The organism is Pseudomonas sp. EA_65y_Pfl2_P74 (genome assembly GCF_963970575.1).
GTDB lineage: Bacteria > Pseudomonadota > Gammaproteobacteria > Pseudomonadales > Pseudomonadaceae > Aquipseudomonas > Aquipseudomonas baetica_A.
In genome coordinates this window covers 125,307-143,466 of sequence record NZ_CAXAOQ010000015.1, presented here as the reverse complement: position 1 = coordinate 143,466, position 18,160 = coordinate 125,307, and the positions used below count along the sequence as shown (strand labels likewise).

General features: G+C 56.9%; 16 protein-coding genes. 1 reads left to right on the top strand and 15 read right to left on the bottom strand.

Annotation, left to right across the window (positions count from 1 at the left end; translation table 11 throughout):
• Positions 1 to 153: 153 nt before the first annotated feature.
• The 3 genes from htpG to AACY18_RS14585 all read right to left on the bottom strand — a co-directional run bounded on the left by htpG (position 154) and on the right by AACY18_RS14585 (position 3,065).
• Complete coding sequence (gene htpG / locus AACY18_RS14595) at positions 154 to 2,058, bottom strand: molecular chaperone HtpG (RefSeq protein ID WP_339433715.1); 1,905 nt, start codon at positions 2,056 to 2,058, stop codon at positions 154 to 156.
• 81 nt (positions 2,059 to 2,139) lie between these two features.
• Positions 2,140 to 2,592, bottom strand: coding sequence for a PaaI family thioesterase (locus AACY18_RS14590; protein ID WP_221732179.1), 453 nt, complete (start codon positions 2,590 to 2,592; stop codon positions 2,140 to 2,142).
• Positions 2,589 to 3,065 carry a PaaI family thioesterase gene (locus AACY18_RS14585; RefSeq protein ID WP_339433717.1) on the bottom strand — a complete coding sequence of 159 codons (477 nt, stop codon included), beginning with the start codon at positions 3,063 to 3,065 and terminating at the stop codon, positions 2,589 to 2,591. The genes AACY18_RS14590 and AACY18_RS14585 overlap by 4 nt, the downstream gene beginning before the upstream one ends.
• Positions 3,066 to 3,223: 158 nt before the next feature.
• On the opposite strand from AACY18_RS14585, the gene AACY18_RS14580 reads away from it, so the two are divergent.
• Positions 3,224 to 3,460, top strand: coding sequence for a hypothetical protein (locus AACY18_RS14580; RefSeq protein ID WP_339433718.1), 237 nt, complete (start codon positions 3,224 to 3,226; stop codon positions 3,458 to 3,460).
• 77 nt (positions 3,461 to 3,537) lie between these two features.
• Here the strand turns inward: AACY18_RS14580 and AACY18_RS14575 are convergent, their stop codons facing one another.
• The 12 genes from AACY18_RS14575 to sdhC all read right to left on the bottom strand — a co-directional run bounded on the left by AACY18_RS14575 (position 3,538) and on the right by sdhC (position 17,858).
• The gene (locus tag AACY18_RS14575; protein ID WP_339433719.1) at positions 3,538 to 3,939 is read right to left on the bottom strand and encodes an MAPEG family protein; all 402 of its coding nucleotides are present in this window, start codon (positions 3,937 to 3,939) and stop codon (positions 3,538 to 3,540) included.
• Positions 3,939 to 4,676, bottom strand: a complete 738-nt coding sequence (locus AACY18_RS14570) for a DUF599 domain-containing protein (protein WP_339433720.1) — start codon at positions 4,674 to 4,676, stop codon at positions 3,939 to 3,941. The genes AACY18_RS14575 and AACY18_RS14570 overlap by 1 nt, the downstream gene beginning before the upstream one ends.
• 195 nt (positions 4,677 to 4,871) lie before the next feature.
• A complete protein-coding gene (brnQ, locus tag AACY18_RS14565) occupies positions 4,872 to 6,185 on the bottom strand; it encodes a branched-chain amino acid transport system II carrier protein (RefSeq protein WP_339465222.1) in 1,314 nt (437 codons plus the stop codon).
• Positions 6,186 to 6,515: 330 nt separating this feature from the next.
• Positions 6,516 to 7,397 (bottom strand): succinate--CoA ligase subunit alpha, encoded by an 882-nt coding sequence (gene sucD / locus AACY18_RS14560; protein WP_007919877.1) that lies wholly within the window; start codon positions 7,395 to 7,397, stop codon positions 6,516 to 6,518.
• Entirely contained in the window at positions 7,397 to 8,563 is a 1,167-nt protein-coding gene (gene sucC, locus AACY18_RS14555) for an ADP-forming succinate--CoA ligase subunit beta (RefSeq protein ID WP_085732277.1), read from the bottom strand. Before sucC ends, sucD begins: the two co-directional genes overlap by 1 nt.
• A gap of 183 nt (positions 8,564 to 8,746) precedes the next feature.
• The gene (gene lpdA, locus AACY18_RS14550) at positions 8,747 to 10,183 is read right to left on the bottom strand and encodes a dihydrolipoyl dehydrogenase (RefSeq protein ID WP_339433637.1); all 1,437 of its coding nucleotides are present in this window, start codon (positions 10,181 to 10,183) and stop codon (positions 8,747 to 8,749) included.
• A 97-nt stretch (positions 10,184 to 10,280) separates the two neighbouring features.
• Positions 10,281 to 11,504, bottom strand: a complete 1,224-nt coding sequence (gene odhB, locus AACY18_RS14545; protein WP_339433636.1) for a 2-oxoglutarate dehydrogenase complex dihydrolipoyllysine-residue succinyltransferase — start codon at positions 11,502 to 11,504, stop codon at positions 10,281 to 10,283.
• A gap of 42 nt (positions 11,505 to 11,546) precedes the next feature.
• Positions 11,547 to 14,378 carry a 2-oxoglutarate dehydrogenase E1 component gene (locus AACY18_RS14540; RefSeq protein WP_339433635.1) on the bottom strand — a complete coding sequence of 944 codons (2,832 nt, stop codon included), beginning with the start codon at positions 14,376 to 14,378 and terminating at the stop codon, positions 11,547 to 11,549.
• Positions 14,379 to 14,629: 251 nt separating this feature from the next.
• Entirely contained in the window at positions 14,630 to 15,334 is a 705-nt protein-coding gene (locus AACY18_RS14535; RefSeq protein ID WP_003223007.1) for a succinate dehydrogenase iron-sulfur subunit, read from the bottom strand.
• An 11-nt stretch (positions 15,335 to 15,345) separates the two neighbouring features.
• Positions 15,346 to 17,118 carry a succinate dehydrogenase flavoprotein subunit gene (sdhA, locus tag AACY18_RS14530; protein WP_339433634.1) on the bottom strand — a complete coding sequence of 591 codons (1,773 nt, stop codon included), beginning with the start codon at positions 17,116 to 17,118 and terminating at the stop codon, positions 15,346 to 15,348.
• 3 nt (positions 17,119 to 17,121) lie between these two features.
• Positions 17,122 to 17,490, bottom strand: coding sequence for a succinate dehydrogenase, hydrophobic membrane anchor protein (gene sdhD, locus AACY18_RS14525; RefSeq protein ID WP_221732169.1), 369 nt, complete (start codon positions 17,488 to 17,490; stop codon positions 17,122 to 17,124).
• Positions 17,484 to 17,858, bottom strand: coding sequence for a succinate dehydrogenase, cytochrome b556 subunit (gene sdhC / locus AACY18_RS14520; protein ID WP_015096190.1), 375 nt, complete (start codon positions 17,856 to 17,858; stop codon positions 17,484 to 17,486). The genes sdhD and sdhC overlap by 7 nt, the downstream gene beginning before the upstream one ends.
• Between the last annotated feature and the right edge of the window lie 302 nt (positions 17,859 to 18,160).

Below are 18,160 nucleotides of genomic sequence, written 5' to 3'. Positions count from 1 at the left end.
GGAAACAGGCTGGTCTGGCTGCGAGACTCTCCTTGGATGTAAGCCATAACGAAAAATGCTCCGTATCTTTCGATACGGAGCATTTTCATTGAGCGCTGCGCAGATTGCTAGGTTTTCACACAGTCTGCGAAGCGGGTTTTTTTTGCAACGTGATTAAACCGACAGTTCAACCAGCAGCTTGTTCAGACGGGTCACGTACGCGGCCGGGTCTTTCAAGCTTTCGCCAGCCGCCAAAGCGGCCTGATCGAAGAGGATGTGCGACAGGTCGCCAAAACGTCCTTCGTTCTGCTCGCCGTCGAGTTTCTCGATCAGCGGGTGGCTCGGGTTGAATTCGAAGATCGGCTTTGATTCCGGCACTTTCTGCCCGCTGGCTTCGAGGATCTGGCGCATTTGCAAGCCCAGGTCCTGTTCACCGATGGCCAGAATGGCTGGCGAATCGGTCAGACGATGAGACACGCGAACCTCGGCAACGGAATCGCCCAGCGCGGTTTTCAGACGCTCGACCAGACCTTCTTTGGACTTGGCGACTTCTTCTGCGGCCTTCTTGTCCTCTTCCGAGTCCAGGTTGCCCAGATCGAGATCACCGCGTGCCACGTCGACAAACGTCTTGCCGTCGAAATCGCTGAGGTAGCTCATCAGCCACTCGTCGATACGGTCGGTCAGCAGCAGCACTTCGATGCCTTTCTTGCGGAAGACTTCCAGGTGCGGGCTGTTCTTGACCTGCGCGTAGGTTTCGCCGGTGAGGTAATAGATCTTGTCCTGACCTTCCTTGGCGCGCGCCAGGTAGTCAGCCAGACCGACAACTTGCTCGCCGTCTTCGTCATGGGTCGATGCGAAACGCAGCAGCCCAGCGATTTTTTCCTTGTTGGCGAAATCCTCTGCCGGGCCTTCTTTCATGACCTGACCGAAGTTTTTCCAGAAGCCTTTGTATTGCTCAGGCTCGTTCTTCGCCAGTTTTTCCAGCATGTCGAGTACGCGCTTGGTCAGCGCCGACTTCATCGAGTCGATGATCGGGTCTTTCTGCAGGATTTCCCGCGACACGTTCAGCGACAGATCGTTGGAGTCGACCACACCCTTGATGAAGCGCAGGTACAACGGCAGGAACGACTCGGCCTGATCCATCACGAACACACGCTGCACGTACAGCTTCAGGCCTTTCGGCGCCTCACGCTGGTACAGGTCGAACGGTGCGCGGGCCGGCACGTACAGCAGCGAGCTGTATTCGAGCTTGCCTTCGACTTTGTTGTGGCTCCAGGCCAACGGGTTTTCAAAGTCATGGGCGATGTGCTTGTAGAACTCCTGGTATTCCTCATCCTTCACTTCGGTGCGAGGACGGGTCCACAGGGCACTGGCGCGGTTGACGGTTTCCCACTCAACGGCTGGCGGCTCTTCGCCTTCGGCTGCGGTGACTTCTTTCGGCAGTTCGATCGGCAGGGCAATGTGATCGGAGTACTTCTTGATGATGTTGCGCAGACGCCAACCATCGGCGAACTCGTCTTCCGCCGCTTTCAGGTGCAGGACAATGCGAGTGCCGCGCTCAGGTTTTTCGATCGTGGCAACTTCGAACTCACCCTCGCCTTTCGACGACCAGTGCACGCCTTCGCTGGCAGGTGTGCCGGCGCGACGGCTGTACACGTCAACCTGGTCTGCAACGATGAAGGCCGAGTAGAAACCGACGCCGAACTGACCGATCAGGTGAGAATCCTTCTTCTGATCGCCCGAGAGGTTTTTCATGAAATCGGCAGTGCCCGACTTGGCGATGGTGCCCAGGTGGGTGATCACATCGTCACGGTTCATGCCGATACCGTTGTCTTCGAGGGTGACGGTTTTGGCGTCTTTGTCGAAGCTCACACGGATTTTCAGGTCTGCGCCACCTTCGAGCAACTCAGGCTTGGCCAAGGCTTCGAAGCGTAGCTTGTCTACAGCGTCAGAGGCGTTCGAGATCAATTCGCGAAGGAAGATTTCCTTGTTGGAATACAGCGAATGGATCATGAGGTGCAGCAGTTGCTTCACCTCGGTCTGGAAGCCCAGGGTTTCCTTTTGAGTTTCCACACTCATGGTCATCAAACTCCAATCAGATGGCATTGGCCGCGACCCGAATGGTCTGCGGCGGGTTGTCATCAGAGTTTGGGGCAGTGTTCAGGATTTCAAGGGGTCATCGATTTTGAAGTGCGCACGGGCAGTGGCAATCGGTTCGTTTTCGGTGCTTTGCCATGCTGTGACCGCGACATTAGCGACTCGCCGCCCCTGCCGGCAGACCTCGCACTTGGCCCAAGTGTCGCGAAATTGCCCGGCTCGCAGGTAATCGAGGGAAAAGTCGATGATCTTCGGCACGCCCGGCGCACCGGTAAAAATCAATAAATGCAGGGCAGCGGCCAGCTCCATGAACCCGGCAATAACGCCGCCGTGGATCGCCGGCAATAAAGGGTTACCAATGTTGTCCTTGTTCGCCGGGAGCTTGAAAAGCAACTCATCACCGACCCGTGAGCATTCGATGCCGATCAGCCCGGCGTAGGGGATCAACTTCAGCAGCGGCGCGTAGTCACCCTGTTCGTGGGCCTGTTGCAGTTGATCCTTCAATTCATCACTCATTGACCTTCCCCCTTGATCGCACCGCCGAAACCTTTGGTGCCCCTGAGCCCCTTCCCCATACGCATGAACGTGCCAACGACATGGGCGATCGGCTGTCCGGGATCATCCTGATAAGCAAAGCCGCGAGCGAAGATCACATCGGTCGTTACCCGGTAGCACTGAGCGAAGCCATAAACATCTTTGCCGGGTTCAGCGGCGTGCATGTAGTCGATGCGCAGATCAAGAGTCGGGCAAACCTCGAACTCCGGTAGTACACACAAAGTGGACATCCCGCAGGCCGTGTCCATCAACGAGGTGATTGCCCCGCCATGAATCACCCCGGTTTGCGGATTGCCCACGATTTTCGGGCTGTACGGCAGGATAACCGTGAGCCCTTCGGTGGAGGCGCTGTGCACCTGCAAACCAAGAACCTGACAGTGACGCAACGCCGACAGAAATCGTGTCGCACGCTCAAAAACGGGGTGGTCAGCCATTTGATAATTACTCTCGTTAAATCCATTTGCCAGTAGTAGGAAACACAGCAAAAGTTCCGCAGCAAAACAAACTTATATATCTGAAACAAATGAGGAACTTAACCCTCAGGCGCGAGCTCTTAAGGCCAGTAGTTATTTTCCATAAGGAGAAACACCCCATGCGTAAGACTTTAGCTATTGCCTTGATGTTGACCGCGTCCCTCGGTCTCGCTGCCTGCGATAAAAAATCCGAGGACAAAGCTCAAGATGCCAAAGAACATGCTGAACAAGCTCAACAAGACATGAGCAAAGCTCAGGATAAAGTGAACGACGCAGCAAAAGAAAACGCCGAAGCCGCCAAAGATCAGGCGGAATCGAACGAAGCTGCGAAAGACGAAGCTGCCAAGACGCAATAAATCGCCTCTTGATGCAGAAAAAGAAAACCCGCCAAGTGCGGGTTTTCTTTTGCCTGTTACTTTTCGGTAATGCGCTGTTAAAGCAACACCGTTCTAAAAGTCGGACTAATCATCAATAACAACGAACACAATAAACCGATTCCCCAGACCAGACTGCGCAGTCGCGGCAGGTCAGCCAGGTAAAACCACAGGTAGATGATCCGGGCTATTACAAAAATGATTGCCAATGTATCGATCAACCACCCCGCCGTTTGCGTGGTATGCGCCATCAGCACGCCTACCGAAAACAACATGAACGCTTCAATACTGTTCTGGTGAGCCGCCAGCGCCCTGGCGCCGTAACCGGTGAGCTGCGCCTGCTGTTGGCGCGGCAGGTGATTGTTGTAACCACCCTGCTCTTTCATGGCCTTGGCCACCGGCATACGCGCGATGTAAATCAACAGCGCACTGATAAACACACACCAGAATGGAATACTCATCAAGCAGCTTCCTTGTTCGCCTCGGGGATGGGCGCCTGTGTAGGGGTATACACCATTACATCGAGGACGTCGGAATGAAATTCGCGGCGGTATAACACCACCACGACCCCGGCGCTCATCATCATGAACAGCCAGGGGCTGACGAACCACGCCAGCATGCTCATGCCGAAGTAATAGGAGCGCAGGCCAAAGTTGAACTGGTTGGCCGCCATCGAAATCACCCGCGCCGCCCGCAAAGCGAAGGCCTTGCGCTCCTGCTCCGAGACTTGTCGCTCACCGATCATGGGCGCCGAGCCCACCAGAATCGCCGCAAAGTTGTACTGACGCATGCACCAACTGAACGTGAAGAACGCATAGACGAACACCAGGGCCAGACACAGCAACTTGATCTCTGACATGCCTTGCGACGCCTGCTGCACCATCGGAATATCCGCCAGCAACGACACCGCACGCTCGGAAGCACCAAGCACGGTGAGAATACCGGCGAGAATAATCAGGGTACTGGAGGCGAAGAACGAGGCGTTGCGCTCCAGATTGCCGATCACGCTAGCGTCCGCGATGCGGTTGTCGCGCAGCAACATGCGGCGCATCCAGTCTTCACGATACAGGTGCAGCACGCTGGCCAGGCAAGCGGTGTCGCGAGCCTTCCAACTGGCGTATCGGGTGTAACCGCCCCAGCAGATGACAAACCAGAGTGCAGCGAGCAAATGGATCAGGTTAGCTTGGATGAACGACATGCAATTCCTTGTCAAATATGAGCACTTTATCGGGGGGAGCGGGTTTGCTCGCTCCCACCAGAATCGATGTAATCGTTCGACGTTAGCTCAGGAAAAAAGACACTGCCTGATGTTCATAAAAAATGCCCCGTATCGATTGATACGGGGCATTTCTGTTTAATCGCCCAAGACCCGCTTGTGGCGGGTCAGGAAACGTCAGGCAATGGCTTCACTACGCTTGCCCAGCACGCGATCGCAGATCACTGCAACCACCAGGGTCATCACACACGGCACCAGCCACGCCAGGCCCTGTTCACTCAGTGGCAGATGCGACAGTTGCGATGGCAGCCAGTCGGCCAGACCGGCGCCTTTCAGAGCGTCGATGCAGCCAAACACGAAGGACACCAGCATCACTGGGCCGATGATACGGCCGTGCTCATGCCAGAAATCTTTGCAGAAGCTCAGCGCTACCAAAACGATGCATGGCGGGTAGATCGCGGTCAGCACCGGAATGGAGAAGGCGATCAATTTGGTCAGGCCCAGGTTGGACACCAGCAGCGAGAACGCCGCCAGAATGATCACCAGCGTCTTGTAGGACAGTGGCAGCACTCGGCTGAAGTATTCGGCACACGCGCAGGTCAGGCCCACGGCCGTCACCAGACACGCCAACGAGATCAGCACCGCAAGGAAACCGCTGCCCAGGGAGCCAAAGGTGTGTTGCACATAAGCGTGCAGTACCGCAGCGCCATTGGTGGCACCAACGGCTACTTCGTGGCTGCCGGAACCAAGACGGAACAGGCTGATATACACCAGCGCCAGACCGACACCGGCAATGAGTCCGGCGATGATCGCATAACGGGTGATCAGCGCAGGCGACTCGACACCACGGGAGCGGATCGCGTTAACGATGACGATGCCGAACACCAGCGCACCGAGGGTATCCATGGTCAGGTAACCATTGATGAAACCCCGGGAGAACGGTGCAGCCACATATTCCGGAGTACCGCTACCGATATCTCCCGCGGGCAAGGCGAATGCAGCGATGCCCAGTACCGCCAGTGCAATGATCTTCAACGGCGCGAGGAAGCGACCTACGGTGTCGAGCAGACGGCCCGGATACAGCGAGATGAAGAACACCAGCAGGAAGTACACGGAACTGTAGAGGAACAGCGCCAGCGGGCTCTCGCCAGTCAGTGGCGCCAGACCCACTTCGAACGACACGGTCGCGGTCCGCGGTGTGGCGAACAATGGACCGACCGCCAGGTAGCAAGCGGCCGCCAGCACACCGCCGGCAATCTTGCCGATCGGGCTGCTCAACGTGTCCATTGCGCCGCCGACCTTGGCCAGCGCAATGACGGTGACCACCGGCAAACCGACCGCCGTGATCAGGAAGCCCAGTGCTGCCATCCAGACGTGAGGTCCGGCCTGCAAGCCGACGATCGGCGGAAAAATGATATTGCCAGCCCCAACGAACAGGGCAAATGTCATAAAACCAAGTGCCAGGATGTCCTGACCTTTCAAAACTTTCATTAAGGAAATACCACACTACTGAATCGGAATTTAGAGGGGGATTGCCCTGTGGGATTAGGGAAATGCTGTCGATCCGTATGGGACTGACCCGTATAGCGCGTTGCATGCCTTGTGGGCGGCAGACGCAAAAATGGCGGCTAGCCTAACGAATTTGGCTTACAAACGCACTGTTTGAGGGCGAACTATCCGATACGCGACGTTTCCGCGTCGCGTTTTTGCATGTAATTGGGTGGATGCCTATAAATAGCCACCATCGACTCAAATGCCAGAAACGACAAAGGCCACCCGGAGGTGGCCTTTGTTTGGTGAAGCGTCAGCTAAGCGCGAGGCTTACTTGACAGCCCAACCAGTCAGCTCGGCCAGGGCCTTGCCGATGTCTGCCAGCGAACGCACGGTTTTAACGCCTGCGTCTTGCAGAGCAGCGAATTTCTCGTCTGCAGTGCCTTTGCCGCCAGAGATGATTGCGCCAGCATGGCCCATGCGCTTGCCCGGAGGAGCAGTCACACCAGCGATGTAGGAAACAACCGGCTTGGTCACGTGTGCCTTGATGTAGGCAGCCGCTTCTTCTTCAGCCGAACCGCCGATCTCACCGATCATCACGATCGCTTCGGTCTTCGGGTCTTCCTGGAACAGCTTCAGGATGTCGATGAAGTTCGAACCCGGGATCGGGTCACCACCGATGCCGACGCAAGTCGACTGACCGAAACCGGCGTCAGTGGTCTGCTTCACAGCTTCGTAGGTCAGGGTGCCGGAACGGGAAACGATACCGACCTTGCCTGGCAAGTGAATGTGACCTGGCATGATGCCGATCTTGCATTCGCCTGGGGTGATCACGCCTGGGCAGTTAGGGCCGATCAGGACTACGCCCAGTTCGTCGCACTTAACTTTAGCGTCCAGCATGTCCAGGGTAGGAATGCCTTCGGTGATGCAGACGATCAGCTTGATACCGCCGAAAGCAGCTTCCAGGATCGAATCTTTGCAGAAAGGAGCCGGAACGTAGATCACGCTGGCGGTAGCGCCAGTGGCAGCTACGGCGTCTTTAACGGTGTTGAACACTGGCAGACCCAGGTGCTCGGTGCCGCCTTTGCCCGGAGTTACGCCACCAACCATCTTGGTGCCGTATTCGATGGCTTGCTGGGTGTGGAAACTACCTTGCGAACCGGTAATACCCTGGCAGATAACTTTGGTGTCTTTATTGATCAGGACGCTCATTATTTGCCCTCCGCAGCTTTGACAACTTGTTGAGCAGCGTCGGTCAGGCTGGTAGCAGCGATGATGTTCAAACCGCTTTCTGCCAGTACTTTAGCGCCCAGCTCAGCGTTGTTGCCTTCAAGGCGAACAACAACCGGGATTTTCACGCCGACTTCTTTCACAGCGCCGATGATGCCTTCGGCAATCATGTCGCAGCGAACGATGCCGCCGAAGATGTTGACCAGCACTGCAGCGACGTTAGTGTCGGACAGGATGATCTTGAACGCTTCGGTCACGCGTTCTTTGGTAGCGCCACCACCTACGTCGAGGAAGTTGGCTGGCTTGCCGCCATGCAGGTTGACGATGTCCATGGTACCCATGGCCAGACCGGCACCGTTGACCATGCAGCCGATGTTGCCTTCCAGTGCTACGTAGTTCAGTTCGAACTTGGCGGCGTGCGCTTCGCGCGGATCGTCTTGCGACGGATCGTGGAAAGTCTTCAGCTTAGGCTGACGGTACATGGCGTTGGCGTCGATGTTGATCTTGGCGTCCAGGCAGTGCAGATCGCCGTCAGCCTTGATCACCAGCGGGTTCACTTCCAGCAGAGCCAGGTCGTGATCCTTGAACAGTTTGGCCAGACCTACGAAGATCTTGGCGAACTGAGCAACCTGCTTGCCTTCCAGACCCAACTGGAATGCCAGCTCGCGCCCCTGGAATGGCTGAGCGCCAACCAGTGGATCGATAGTGGCTTTCAGAATTTTTTCTGGAGTGTCGTGAGCGATTTTCTCGATGTCCACGCCACCTTCGGTGGAAGCCATGAACACGATGCGACGGCTCGAACGGTCAACGACAGCGCCCAGGTACAGCTCTTTAGCGATATCAGTGCACGATTCAACCAGGATCTTGGTGACTGGCTGGCCATTGGCGTCAGTCTGGTAAGTCACCAGACGCTTGCCCAGCCACTGCTGTGCGAAGGCTTTGGCGTCTTCTTTGCTGCGAACCAGCTTAACGCCGCCCGCTTTACCGCGACCACCGGCGTGAACCTGGGCTTTGACAACCCACTCGTTGCCGCCGATTTTGTCGCAAGCTTCTGCTGCTGCTTCCGGGGTGTCTACTGCGTAACCAGTGGAAACTGGCAGGCCGTATTCAGCGAACAGCTGCTTACCCTGATACTCGTGAAGATTCATGCTTTTTACCGTCTTCGTTAGGTACTGCGCATTCGGCGCTGCGCTCTTGATGAGTGCCGCGCCACCTGTGACTGCTGCTTGCGTAGCTGAGCTACGCAAGACTGCGTCCAGCGGACATTCCGCGGTGAGACTTGCTCGCAAGGCTCACGACGGGCCGTTACCGCCGTGGTTTCTTATTGTCTGTTAACGCTTCTTGCGGTTGGCAATGTGGATGGCGCCGCCATTCACAGCCAGAGCAGCTTCGTGCAAGGCTTCAGACAGGGTCGGATGGGAGAAAACCATCATGCCCAGGTCTTCAGCGCTGGTGCCGAACTCCATACCGATCGCGCCCTGCTGAACCAGTTCTGCAGCGCTCGGGCCAATTACGTGCACGCCCAATACGCGGTCAGTCTTGGCATCGGCGATGACCTTGACGAAACCACCGGTATCGTTGGCGGCCATGGCACGGCCGGAAGCGGCGAACGGGAAGGTGCCAACGTTAACTTCAACGCCTTCAGCTTTCAATGCCTGCTCGGTTTTGCCAACCCACGCGATTTCCGGGTGAGTATAAATAACCGAAGGGATCAGGTCATAGTTGATCTGAGCCTTGTGACCTTTGATGCGCTCGACAACCATGATGCCCTCTTCCGAGGCTTTGTGAGCCAGCATCATGCCGCGAACCACGTCGCCGATGGCGAAAACGCCCGGTACGGTGGTCGCGCATTGATCATCAACGTGCACGAAACCGCGCTCGTCCAGGGTCACGCCGCTGTCGGCAGCCAGCAGATCAGTGGTCACCGGACGGCGACCAACGGCTACGATCAGCTTGTCGAAAGTGATGGTCTGTTCGCCGTTGGCATCGGTGTAGTTAACAACGACTTCGTCGCCGTTCACTTTCGAACCGGTCACGCGAGCACCCAGTTTGATGTCCAGACCCTGCTTGGTCAGGGTTTTCAGCGCTTCCTTGGAAACCGCGGTGTCCGCTGCCATCAGGAAGGTGTCCAGGGCTTCCAGGACAGTCACTTCTGCACCCAGACGCGACCATACCGAACCCAGTTCCAGACCGATCACGCCAGCGCCGATCACGCCCAGACGCTTAGGCACGGATTGGAATTCCAGCGCACCTGTCGAATCGACGATGACGTTCTGATCAACCGGAGCCGGTGGAATGTCGATCGGACGCGAACCTGGCGCCAGAATGACGTTTTCAGCTTCGATGACTTCAACCGAACCGTCCGGCTTGGTGACTTCGACTTTCTTGCCAGCCAACAGCTTGCCGTGGCCCTGGATCGAAGTAACGCCATTGGCCTTGAACAGAGTGGCAACGCCGCCGGTCAGGTTCTTGACGATGCCAGCCTTGCGGCCAACCATCGCAGCGACGTCCATTTTGACTTCGCCGGTCGAGATACCGTGAACGTTGAAGCTTTCTTTCGCTTCCTTGTATTTCCAGGAGCTGTCCAGCAGCGCCTTGGAAGGAATGCAGCCGACGTTCAGGCAGGTACCGCCCAGGGCTTGCTTGCCTTCGGCGTCGGTGTACTTCTCGATGCAGGCAGTGCTCAGACCCAGTTGTGCGGCCTTGATGGCAGCCACATAGCCACCAGGGCCAGCACCAATCACTACTACGTCAAATTTCTGCGACATTCAAAAAATCCTCTTTAGCGAAAAGCTTCAAGCCACAAGCTTCAAGCCAAGCCGCCCTTTCTTGCGGCTTGCTGCTCGAAGCTTGCAGCTGCTTCTATCAGATATCCAGCAACAGACGAGCCGGATCTTCCAGCAGGTTCTTGATGGTCACCAGGAAGGTCACAGCTTCTTTGCCATCGATCAGACGGTGATCGTAGGACAATGCCAGGTACATCATCGGACGGATAACGACCTGACCATTGATGGCCATAGGACGCTGGATGATGTTGTGCATGCCCAGAATAGCTGCCTGCGGCGGGTTGACGATCGGGGTCGACATCATCGAACCGAAGGTACCACCGTTGGTGATGGTGAAGGTACCACCGGTCATCTCGTCCATCGACAGTTTGCCGTCACGGGCCTTCTTGCCGAAAGTGGCGATACCACCTTCGATTTCAGCCAGGCTCATCAGCTCGGCGTTACGCAGGACCGGTACAACCAGGCCGCGGTCGCTGGAAACGGCAACGCCGATGTCAGCGTAGCCGTGATAAACGATGTCGCCGCCGTCGATCGACGCGTTCACAGCCGGGAAGCGCTTCAGTGCTTCGGTGGCCGCCTTCACGAAGAAAGACATGAAGCCCAGGCGTACGCCGTTGTGGGACTTCTCGAACAGATCCTTGTACTTGGAACGCAGCGCCATGACTTCGGTCATGTCGACTTCGTTGAAAGTGGTCAGCATTGCCATGTTCGATTGAGCTTCAACCAGACGCTTGGCCACAGTGGCGCGAACGCGGGTCATCGGTACGCGCTTCTCGATGCGGTCGCCAGCGGCGAACACAGGAGCGGCGGCCGAAGGAGCAGCAGCCTTGGCAGGCGCGGCAGCCGGAGCGGCTTTCTTGGCAGCAACAGCAGCAACCACGTCTTCCTTGGTCACACGACCGCCCTTGCCGGTGCCGGCAACGGAAGCGATGTTGATGCCGTTTTCTTCAGCCAGCTTGCGAGCAGCCGGAGCAGCAACAGGATCGTCTTCGCCTTCGGCGGCAGCCGGGGCAACGGCAGCAGCGGCCGGAGCAGCAGCGGCGGCTGGAGCAGCGGCCGCAGCGCCGCCCGCTTCGATGGAGCCCAGGACTTCGTCGGACAGAACGGTGTCGCCTTCGTTCTTGACGATTGCGCCCAGCACGCCATCAGCAGTAGCCAGCACTTCCAGTACGACTTTGTCGGTTTCGATGTCAACGATCAGGTCGTCGCGCTTGACAGCGTCGCCCGGTTGTTTGTGCCAGGTGGCAACGGTGCCATCGGCAACCGATTCCGGGAAAGTGGGGGCTTTGATCTCGATAGCCATTATCTGTAGTTCCTTAAATTCGGTTTCAGGTGCGCGAAGGCGTTAAACGGTAAACGCGTCTTGCAGCAGTTTTTCCTGCTGCTCGGCGTGCATCGATGCATAACCACAAGCAGGTGCAGCAGAAGCATCACGGCCCGCGTACTCAAGTACGAGAGACTTGTTGTGATTGCTAACGATGCGGCGCATGTGGTGCTGGCTGCAGTACCAGGCACCCTGGTTCATCGGCTCTTCCTGACACCAAACGATATGTTTGAGGTTGGTGTACGGAGCCAGAACTTCGTTCAAGTCGTCCTCAGGGAATGGGTACAGCTGCTCGATACGCACGACGGCGATATCGTCACGGCCTTCGGCACGGCGTTTTTCCAGCAGGTCGTAGTAGACCTTGCCGCTACACAGAACAATGCGCTCGACCTTTTTCGGATCTTGAGCATCGATTTCCGGGATCACGGTCTGGAACGAACCTTCGGCCAGGTCTTCCAGCGTCGAGATGGCCAGCTTGTGGCGCAGCAGCGACTTCGGAGTCAAAACTACCAGTGGTTTGCGCAGCGGGCGGATCACCTGACGACGCAGCAAGTGGTAGATCTGCGCCGGAGTGGTCGGTACGCACACCTGAATGTTGTGCTCGGCGCATAGCTGCAGGTAACGCTCAAGACGTGCCGAACTGTGCTCAGGGCCCTGACCTTCATAACCGTGTGGCAGCAACATGGTCAGACCGCAGAGACGGCCCCACTTGTGCTCGCCGCTGGTGATGAACTGGTCGATAACAACCTGCGCACCGTTGGCGAAGTCGCCGAACTGGGCTTCCCAGATCACCAGCGCGTTTGGCGTGGTGGTCGAGTAACCGTATTCGAAGGCCAGCACCGCTTCTTCCGACAGGAAAGAGTCGTACAGGTCAAAGCGTGGCTGACCGTCGTACAGATTCTGCAGCGGAATGTAGGTGCCCGCGTCTTTCTGATTGTGCAGAACAGCGTGACGGTGCGAGAACGTACCGCGGCCGATGTCCTGACCGGTCATGCGAATCGGGTGACCTTCAAACGCCAGGGTCGCGTACGCCATGGTTTCGGCGTAACCCCAGTTGATTGGCAGGCCGCCGGCTTGCATCTTCTGACGGTCTTCGTAGATCTTCGCAACCTGACGCTGAACCACGAAGCCTTCCGGAATTTCCAGCAGCTTGGCGGACAGTTCCTGCAGGGTTTTCAGATCGAAACGGGTGTCGTGACGTGCAGTCCAGGCGTGGCCCAGATACGGACGCCAGTCCACGAACAACTCTTTGTTCGGCTCTTTGACCAGCGATTTCACTACGTGCAGACCGTTGTCCAGCGCGTTGCGGTATTCGTCGACCTTCGCCTGAACACGCTCTGCATCAAGAGTACCGTCCTGAGTCAGACGATCGGCGTACAGCTCACGAGTGGTACGCTGTTTGGTGATCTGCTGATACATCAGAGGCTGGGTGCCGCTTGGCTCGTCGGCCTCGTTGTGGCCGCGACGACGGTAGCAGACCAGATCGATCACTACGTCACGCTTGAACTGCATGCGGTAGTCGATGGCCAACTGGGTCACGAACAACACGGCTTCCGGATCATCACCATTCACATGGAGAATCGGCGCCTGAATCATTTTCGCAACGTCGGTGGCGTACTCGGTGGAACGCGAGTCCAGCGGGTTGCTGATGGTGAAACCCACCTGGTTGTTGATCACGATGTGAACAGTACCGCCGGTTTTGAAACCGCGGGTCTGCGACATCTGGAAGGTTTCCATGACCACACCTTGACCTGCGAATGCAGCGTCACCGTGGATGGAGATCGGCAGAACCTTCTCGCCGGTCGAATCGTTACGACGATCCTGACGGGCACGAACCGAACCTTCTACCACCGGGGAAACGATTTCCAGGTGGGACGGGTTGAACGCCATGGCCAGGTGAACTTCACCACCGGTGGTCATTACGTTGGACGAGAAGCCCTGGTGATATTTAACGTCACCGGAACCCAACTCGACCTTCTTCTTGCCTTCGAACTCGTCGAACAGCTCGCGCGGGTTCTTGCCGAAGGTGTTGACCAGTACGTTCAGACGACCACGGTGAGCCATGCCGATGACGACTTCCTTGGTGCCGTAGGAACCGGAACGCTGGATCAGTTCGTCGAGCATCGGAATCAGGCTTTCGCCGCCTTCCAGACCGAAACGCTTGGTGCCCGGGTATTTGGTGCCCAGGTATTTTTCCAGGCCTTCACCGGCTGTCACGCGCTCAAGCAGGTGGCTCTTGATGTCGGCGGAGTATGTCGGACGACCACGCACGCTTTCCAGACGCTGCTGGAACCACTGGCGCTGCTCGGAATCGGTGATATGCGTAAATTCAGCGCCGATGGTGCGGCAATATGTCTGCTGCAACGCTTCGTGAATTTCGCGTAGGCTCGCTTCCTCTTTGCCGATGAACAGGTCGCCGGCACGGAAGGTCGTATCAAGATCGGCATTGGTCAAGCCGTAATGATTGATCGACAGGTCTGCAGGTGCAGGACGCTGCCACAGTCCCAGCGGGTCAAGCTGGGCTGCCTGGTGGCCACGCATACGGTAGGCCTGGATCAATCGCAGCACTTCAACTTGCTTCTTCTCGTGCTCACTGCTCACGCTGCCGGCGGAAACCGGTTGGGCGCGGCGCTGGTTCTTTGCCAGCAGCACGAAATGATCGCGAATTGTGGAGTGCGAAACATCAGTGGCAGAGTTGCCGTCGGCAGGCAACTTCTGAAAGTAGGTGCGCCACTCTTCTGGCACAGCGTTAGGGTCGTGCAGGTAGAGCTCATAAAGCTCTTCCACATAGGCAGCGTTTCCACCTGAAAGGTAGGCGCTGTTCCACATGCGCTGCATCACGCTTTCTTGCATGCTTGGTCACCCTCGGTTAGGGGAACACCATCGGCGCCAATACCGAGCAAACTTGCAGAAGTCCGAATGCAGCGACCAAAACAAGCCACTTAGGATCACGCTGATAGTCCGGGTACCAGCCCGGATGCCCCTGCTTGTCTCATTTCTTCAAAATAAGAGCCGCAGCTTATGGCTGCTGCTCTGGTTATAGCCATGACGCGGGTTGAAGCCCGCGCCACAGCCTCTACGGTGCAGCGGTTACAGCAGCTGAATCACACGCCGCTCGAAAGCAGCATGTTACGGATGTGACCGATGGCCTTAGTCGGGTTCAGGCCTTTGGGACATACGTTGACGCAGTTCATGATGCCCCGGCAGCGGAATACGCTGAACGGGTCATCGAGCGAAGCCAGACGTTCGCTGGTCTTGGTGTCACGGCTGTCTGCCAGGAAGCGGTAGGCTTGCAGCAGAGCAGCAGGACCCAGGAACTTGTCCGGATTCCACCAGAAGGACGGGCAAGAGGTCGAGCAGCAAGCACACAGGATGCACTCGTACAGACCGTCGAGCTTTTCACGCTCTTCTGGCGACTGCAGACGCTCGATGGCCGGAGCCGGCGTGTCGTTCTGCAGGTAAGGCTTCACCTTCTCGTATTGCTTGTAGAAGATGCTCATATCGACGACCAAGTCACGGATAACCGGCAAACCTGGCAACGGACGAACAATCAACTTATTACCTTTCACAACGGCAGACAGCGGCGTGATGCACGCCAGACCGTTTTTGCCGTTGATGTTCATGCCATCGGAGCCACAGACGCCTTCACGGCAGGAGCGACGATAGGAGAAACCCTCGTCCTGCTCTTTGATCAGGGCCAGCACGTCCAGCACCATCAGGTCTTTACCACCGGTATCGACCTGGAATTCCTGCATGAACGGCGCGGCGTCCTGATCAGGGTTGTAGCGATAAACACTGACTTGCAACATGGCGGCCACCCTTAATAAGTCCGGACTTTAGGTTCGAAAGTCGGAACAGTCTTCGGCGAGAAGTTAACAGCACGCTTGGTGACGCGCTTGTCACCCGGGAAGTACAGGGTGTGGCACAGCCAGTTTTCGTCGTCACGATCTTCGAAGTCTTCACGGGCGTGCGCGCCGCGTGACTCTTTACGAACTTCGGCAGCGATGGCAGTCGCCTCAGCCACTTCCAGCAGGTTTTGCAGTTCCAGCGCTTCGATACGCGCAGTGTTGAACGCCTGCGACTTATCGTTGATCTTCACGTTAGCGATACGCTTACGCAGGTCGGCCAGTTGCGCGATGCCTTTCTGCATGTATTCGCCAGTACGGAACACACCGAAGTAGTTCTGCATGCAGCTTTGCAGCTCGCGACGCAGGGTTGCCACGTCTTCGCCATCAGTACGGTTGTTCAGTGAATTCAGGCGCGACAGGGCCGCTTCGATATCGGCTTCGGTAGCGTCGTCGTATTCGATGCCATCGGTCAGTGCCTTCTCGAGGTGCAGGCCGGCAGCGCGACCGAATACCACCAGATCGAGCAACGAGTTGCCGCCCAGACGGTTGGCACCATGAACCGATACGCAAGCCACTTCACCGACCGCGAACAGACCAGGAATGACCTGATCCACGCCTTCGTCGTTCTGGGTGATCGCCTGGCCATGAATGTTGGTGGGAACGCCGCCCATCATATAGTGGCAAGTTGGAACAACCGGAACGGGAGCAACAACCGGATCAACGTGCGCAAAAGTCTTCGACAACTCGCAAATGCCTGGCAGACGGCTGTGCAGCACTTCCTCGCCCAAGTGGTCGAGTTTGAGCATTACGTGGTCGCCATTCGGACCGCAACCGTTGCCGGCGATGATTTCTTTAACCATCGAGCGAGCAACCACGTCACGACCGGCAAGGTCTTTGGCGTTCGGAGCATAACGCTCCATGAAACGCTCGCCGTGCTTGTTGATCAGGTAACCACCTTCACCACGGCAACCTTCTGTAACCAGTACACCGGCACCGGCGATACCGGTCGGGTGGAACTGCCACATTTCGATATCTTGCACGGGTACACCAGCACGCAGAGCCATGCCGACGCCGTCACCGGTGTTGATCAGGGCGTTGGTGGTGGAAGCGTAGATACGGCCTGCACCGCCGGTCGCCAACACGGTGGCTTTGGCGCGAATGTAGGAGGTTTCGCCAGTTTCGATGCAGATTGCGATCACACCGACGAAATCGCCTTCCTGGTTTTTCACCAGATCGACAGCGTAGTACTCGTTCAGGAACGTGGTACCGGCTTTCAGGTTGCCCTGATAAAGGGTGTGCAGCAGCGCGTGGCCAGTACGGTCGGAGGCTGCGCAAGTCCGTGCAGCCTGACCGCCCTTGCCGTAGTCCTTGGACTGACCGCCGAACGGACGCTGATAGATACGGCCTTGTTCGGTACGCGAGAACGGCAGACCCATGTGGTCCAGTTCGAAAACCGCGGCCGGGCCTTCCTGACACATGTATTCGATAGCGTCCTGGTCACCGATGTAGTCGGAGCCCTTGACGGTGTCGTACATGTGCCAGCGCCAGTCATCGTTCGGGTCGGCGGACGCGATCGCGCAGGTGATGCCGCCTTGGGCGGATACAGTGTGCGAACGGGTCGGGAACACCTTGGTGATCACGGCAGTCTTGTGACCACCTTGCGCCAGTTGCAGCGCTGCGCGCATGCCGGCACCGCCACCACCAATAATGATGGCGTCGAAAGAAATCGTTGGAATGTTAGCCATGAATCAGATACCCCAGAGAATCTGCACACCCCAGACGAAGTAGGCGAACATTGCAACGCCGCATACTGCCTGGAAAAGGAAACGTACTGCAGTCGCGGACTTGCCCAGCGCCATCGGCGTCAGGTAGTCGGTCGCGATGGTCCACATGCCGACCCAGGCGTGAGCGCCCAGAGCCACCAGTGCCAGCAGACTGAAGATACGCATCCCGTTGTGGCTGAACAGGCCGTGCCATTGGTCAAAGCCAATGCCCGGATTCACTGCGAGATAGCCGATCAGGAAAATGAAATAAGCCGCGAGAACAACCGCAGACACACGTTGCGCCATCCAGTCATAGAGGCCCGAACGCGAAAGGTTCGTAACGCTGGTTACCATATCCAAACTCCTGCCAGAACGATCAACACCACGGAAACCGCGATGATAATTTTCGAGCCCAGGCGGCCGCCTTCCAGCGTCTCACCGATGCCCATATCCATAATCAAGTGGCGCACACCGGCTACCAGGTGATACAGAAGAGCGGAGAGCAGACCCCATGCTACGAACTTGGCCAGCGGACTGGTCAAGCATGCCTTCACCTCGGCGAAACCTTCCTCGGAACCCAGGGATTTGCCCAATGCATAAAGCATGAAGCCCAGGCCCAGGAAGAGAATGATGCCGGAAACACGGTGAAGAAACGACGTAACGCCGGTGATGGGGAGTTTGATGGTCCTTAGGTCTAGGTTTACAGGTCGTTGGCTTTTCACGGCTTTTTTTTCACACTGAAGAGCCCCTAACAATCAGGGCAAAGTTGTTGGGGAGTGCACTGGTCAGGTAACCACCACCCAGGGATGCGACCCCCAATAAAGCAGGCCCAAAAGCCCTTGGCGGTCGGTGGCCGAGTATAGACAGTTAGGCTACTAATGACAACGCAATCACCTACCCCCAATAGCTGATTGCACAAGTTGCATAAAAGGCGTAAATGGCAGTCAATTTCGAGGAAAAAGTGCACTTAAAGCCTTCTGGAGCAAGACTTTAGGCAAATTGACATTCAAATTTATCTCACTAT

What these genes read in the sequence shown, in the direction of transcription:
- AACY18_RS14570 (WP_339433720.1), bottom strand. Translation starts at nt 4,676, where the DNA reads ATGTCGTTCATCCAAGCTAACCTGATCCATTTGCTCGCTGCACTCTGG.
- htpG (WP_339433715.1), bottom strand. Translation starts at nt 2,058, where the DNA reads ATGAGTGTGGAAACTCAAAAGGAAACCCTGGGCTTCCAGACCGAGGTG.
- AACY18_RS14535 (WP_003223007.1), bottom strand. Translation starts at nt 15,334, where the DNA reads ATGTTGCAAGTCAGTGTTTATCGCTACAACCCTGATCAGGACGCCGCG.
- brnQ (WP_339465222.1), bottom strand. Translation starts at nt 6,185, where the DNA reads ATGAAAGTTTTGAAAGGTCAGGACATCCTGGCACTTGGTTTTATGACA.
- sucC (WP_085732277.1), bottom strand. Translation starts at nt 8,563, where the DNA reads ATGAATCTTCACGAGTATCAGGGTAAGCAGCTGTTCGCTGAATACGGC.
- AACY18_RS14540 (WP_339433635.1), bottom strand. Translation starts at nt 14,378, where the DNA reads ATGCAAGAAAGCGTGATGCAGCGCATGTGGAACAGCGCCTACCTTTCA.
- lpdA (WP_339433637.1), bottom strand. Translation starts at nt 10,183, where the DNA reads ATGTCGCAGAAATTTGACGTAGTAGTGATTGGTGCTGGCCCTGGTGGC.
- odhB (WP_339433636.1), bottom strand. Translation starts at nt 11,504, where the DNA reads ATGGCTATCGAGATCAAAGCCCCCACTTTCCCGGAATCGGTTGCCGAT.
- AACY18_RS14585 (WP_339433717.1), bottom strand. Translation starts at nt 3,065, where the DNA reads ATGGCTGACCACCCCGTTTTTGAGCGTGCGACACGATTTCTGTCGGCG.
- sucD (WP_007919877.1), bottom strand. Translation starts at nt 7,397, where the DNA reads ATGAGCGTCCTGATCAATAAAGACACCAAAGTTATCTGCCAGGGTATT.
- AACY18_RS14590 (WP_221732179.1), bottom strand. Translation starts at nt 2,592, where the DNA reads ATGAGTGATGAATTGAAGGATCAACTGCAACAGGCCCACGAACAGGGT.
- sdhA (WP_339433634.1), bottom strand. Translation starts at nt 17,118, where the DNA reads ATGGCTAACATTCCAACGATTTCTTTCGACGCCATCATTATTGGTGGT.
- AACY18_RS14575 (WP_339433719.1), bottom strand. Translation starts at nt 3,939, where the DNA reads ATGAGTATTCCATTCTGGTGTGTGTTTATCAGTGCGCTGTTGATTTAC.
- sdhD (WP_221732169.1), bottom strand. Translation starts at nt 17,490, where the DNA reads ATGGTAACCAGCGTTACGAACCTTTCGCGTTCGGGCCTCTATGACTGG.
- AACY18_RS14580 (WP_339433718.1), top strand. Translation starts at nt 3,224, where the DNA reads ATGCGTAAGACTTTAGCTATTGCCTTGATGTTGACCGCGTCCCTCGGT.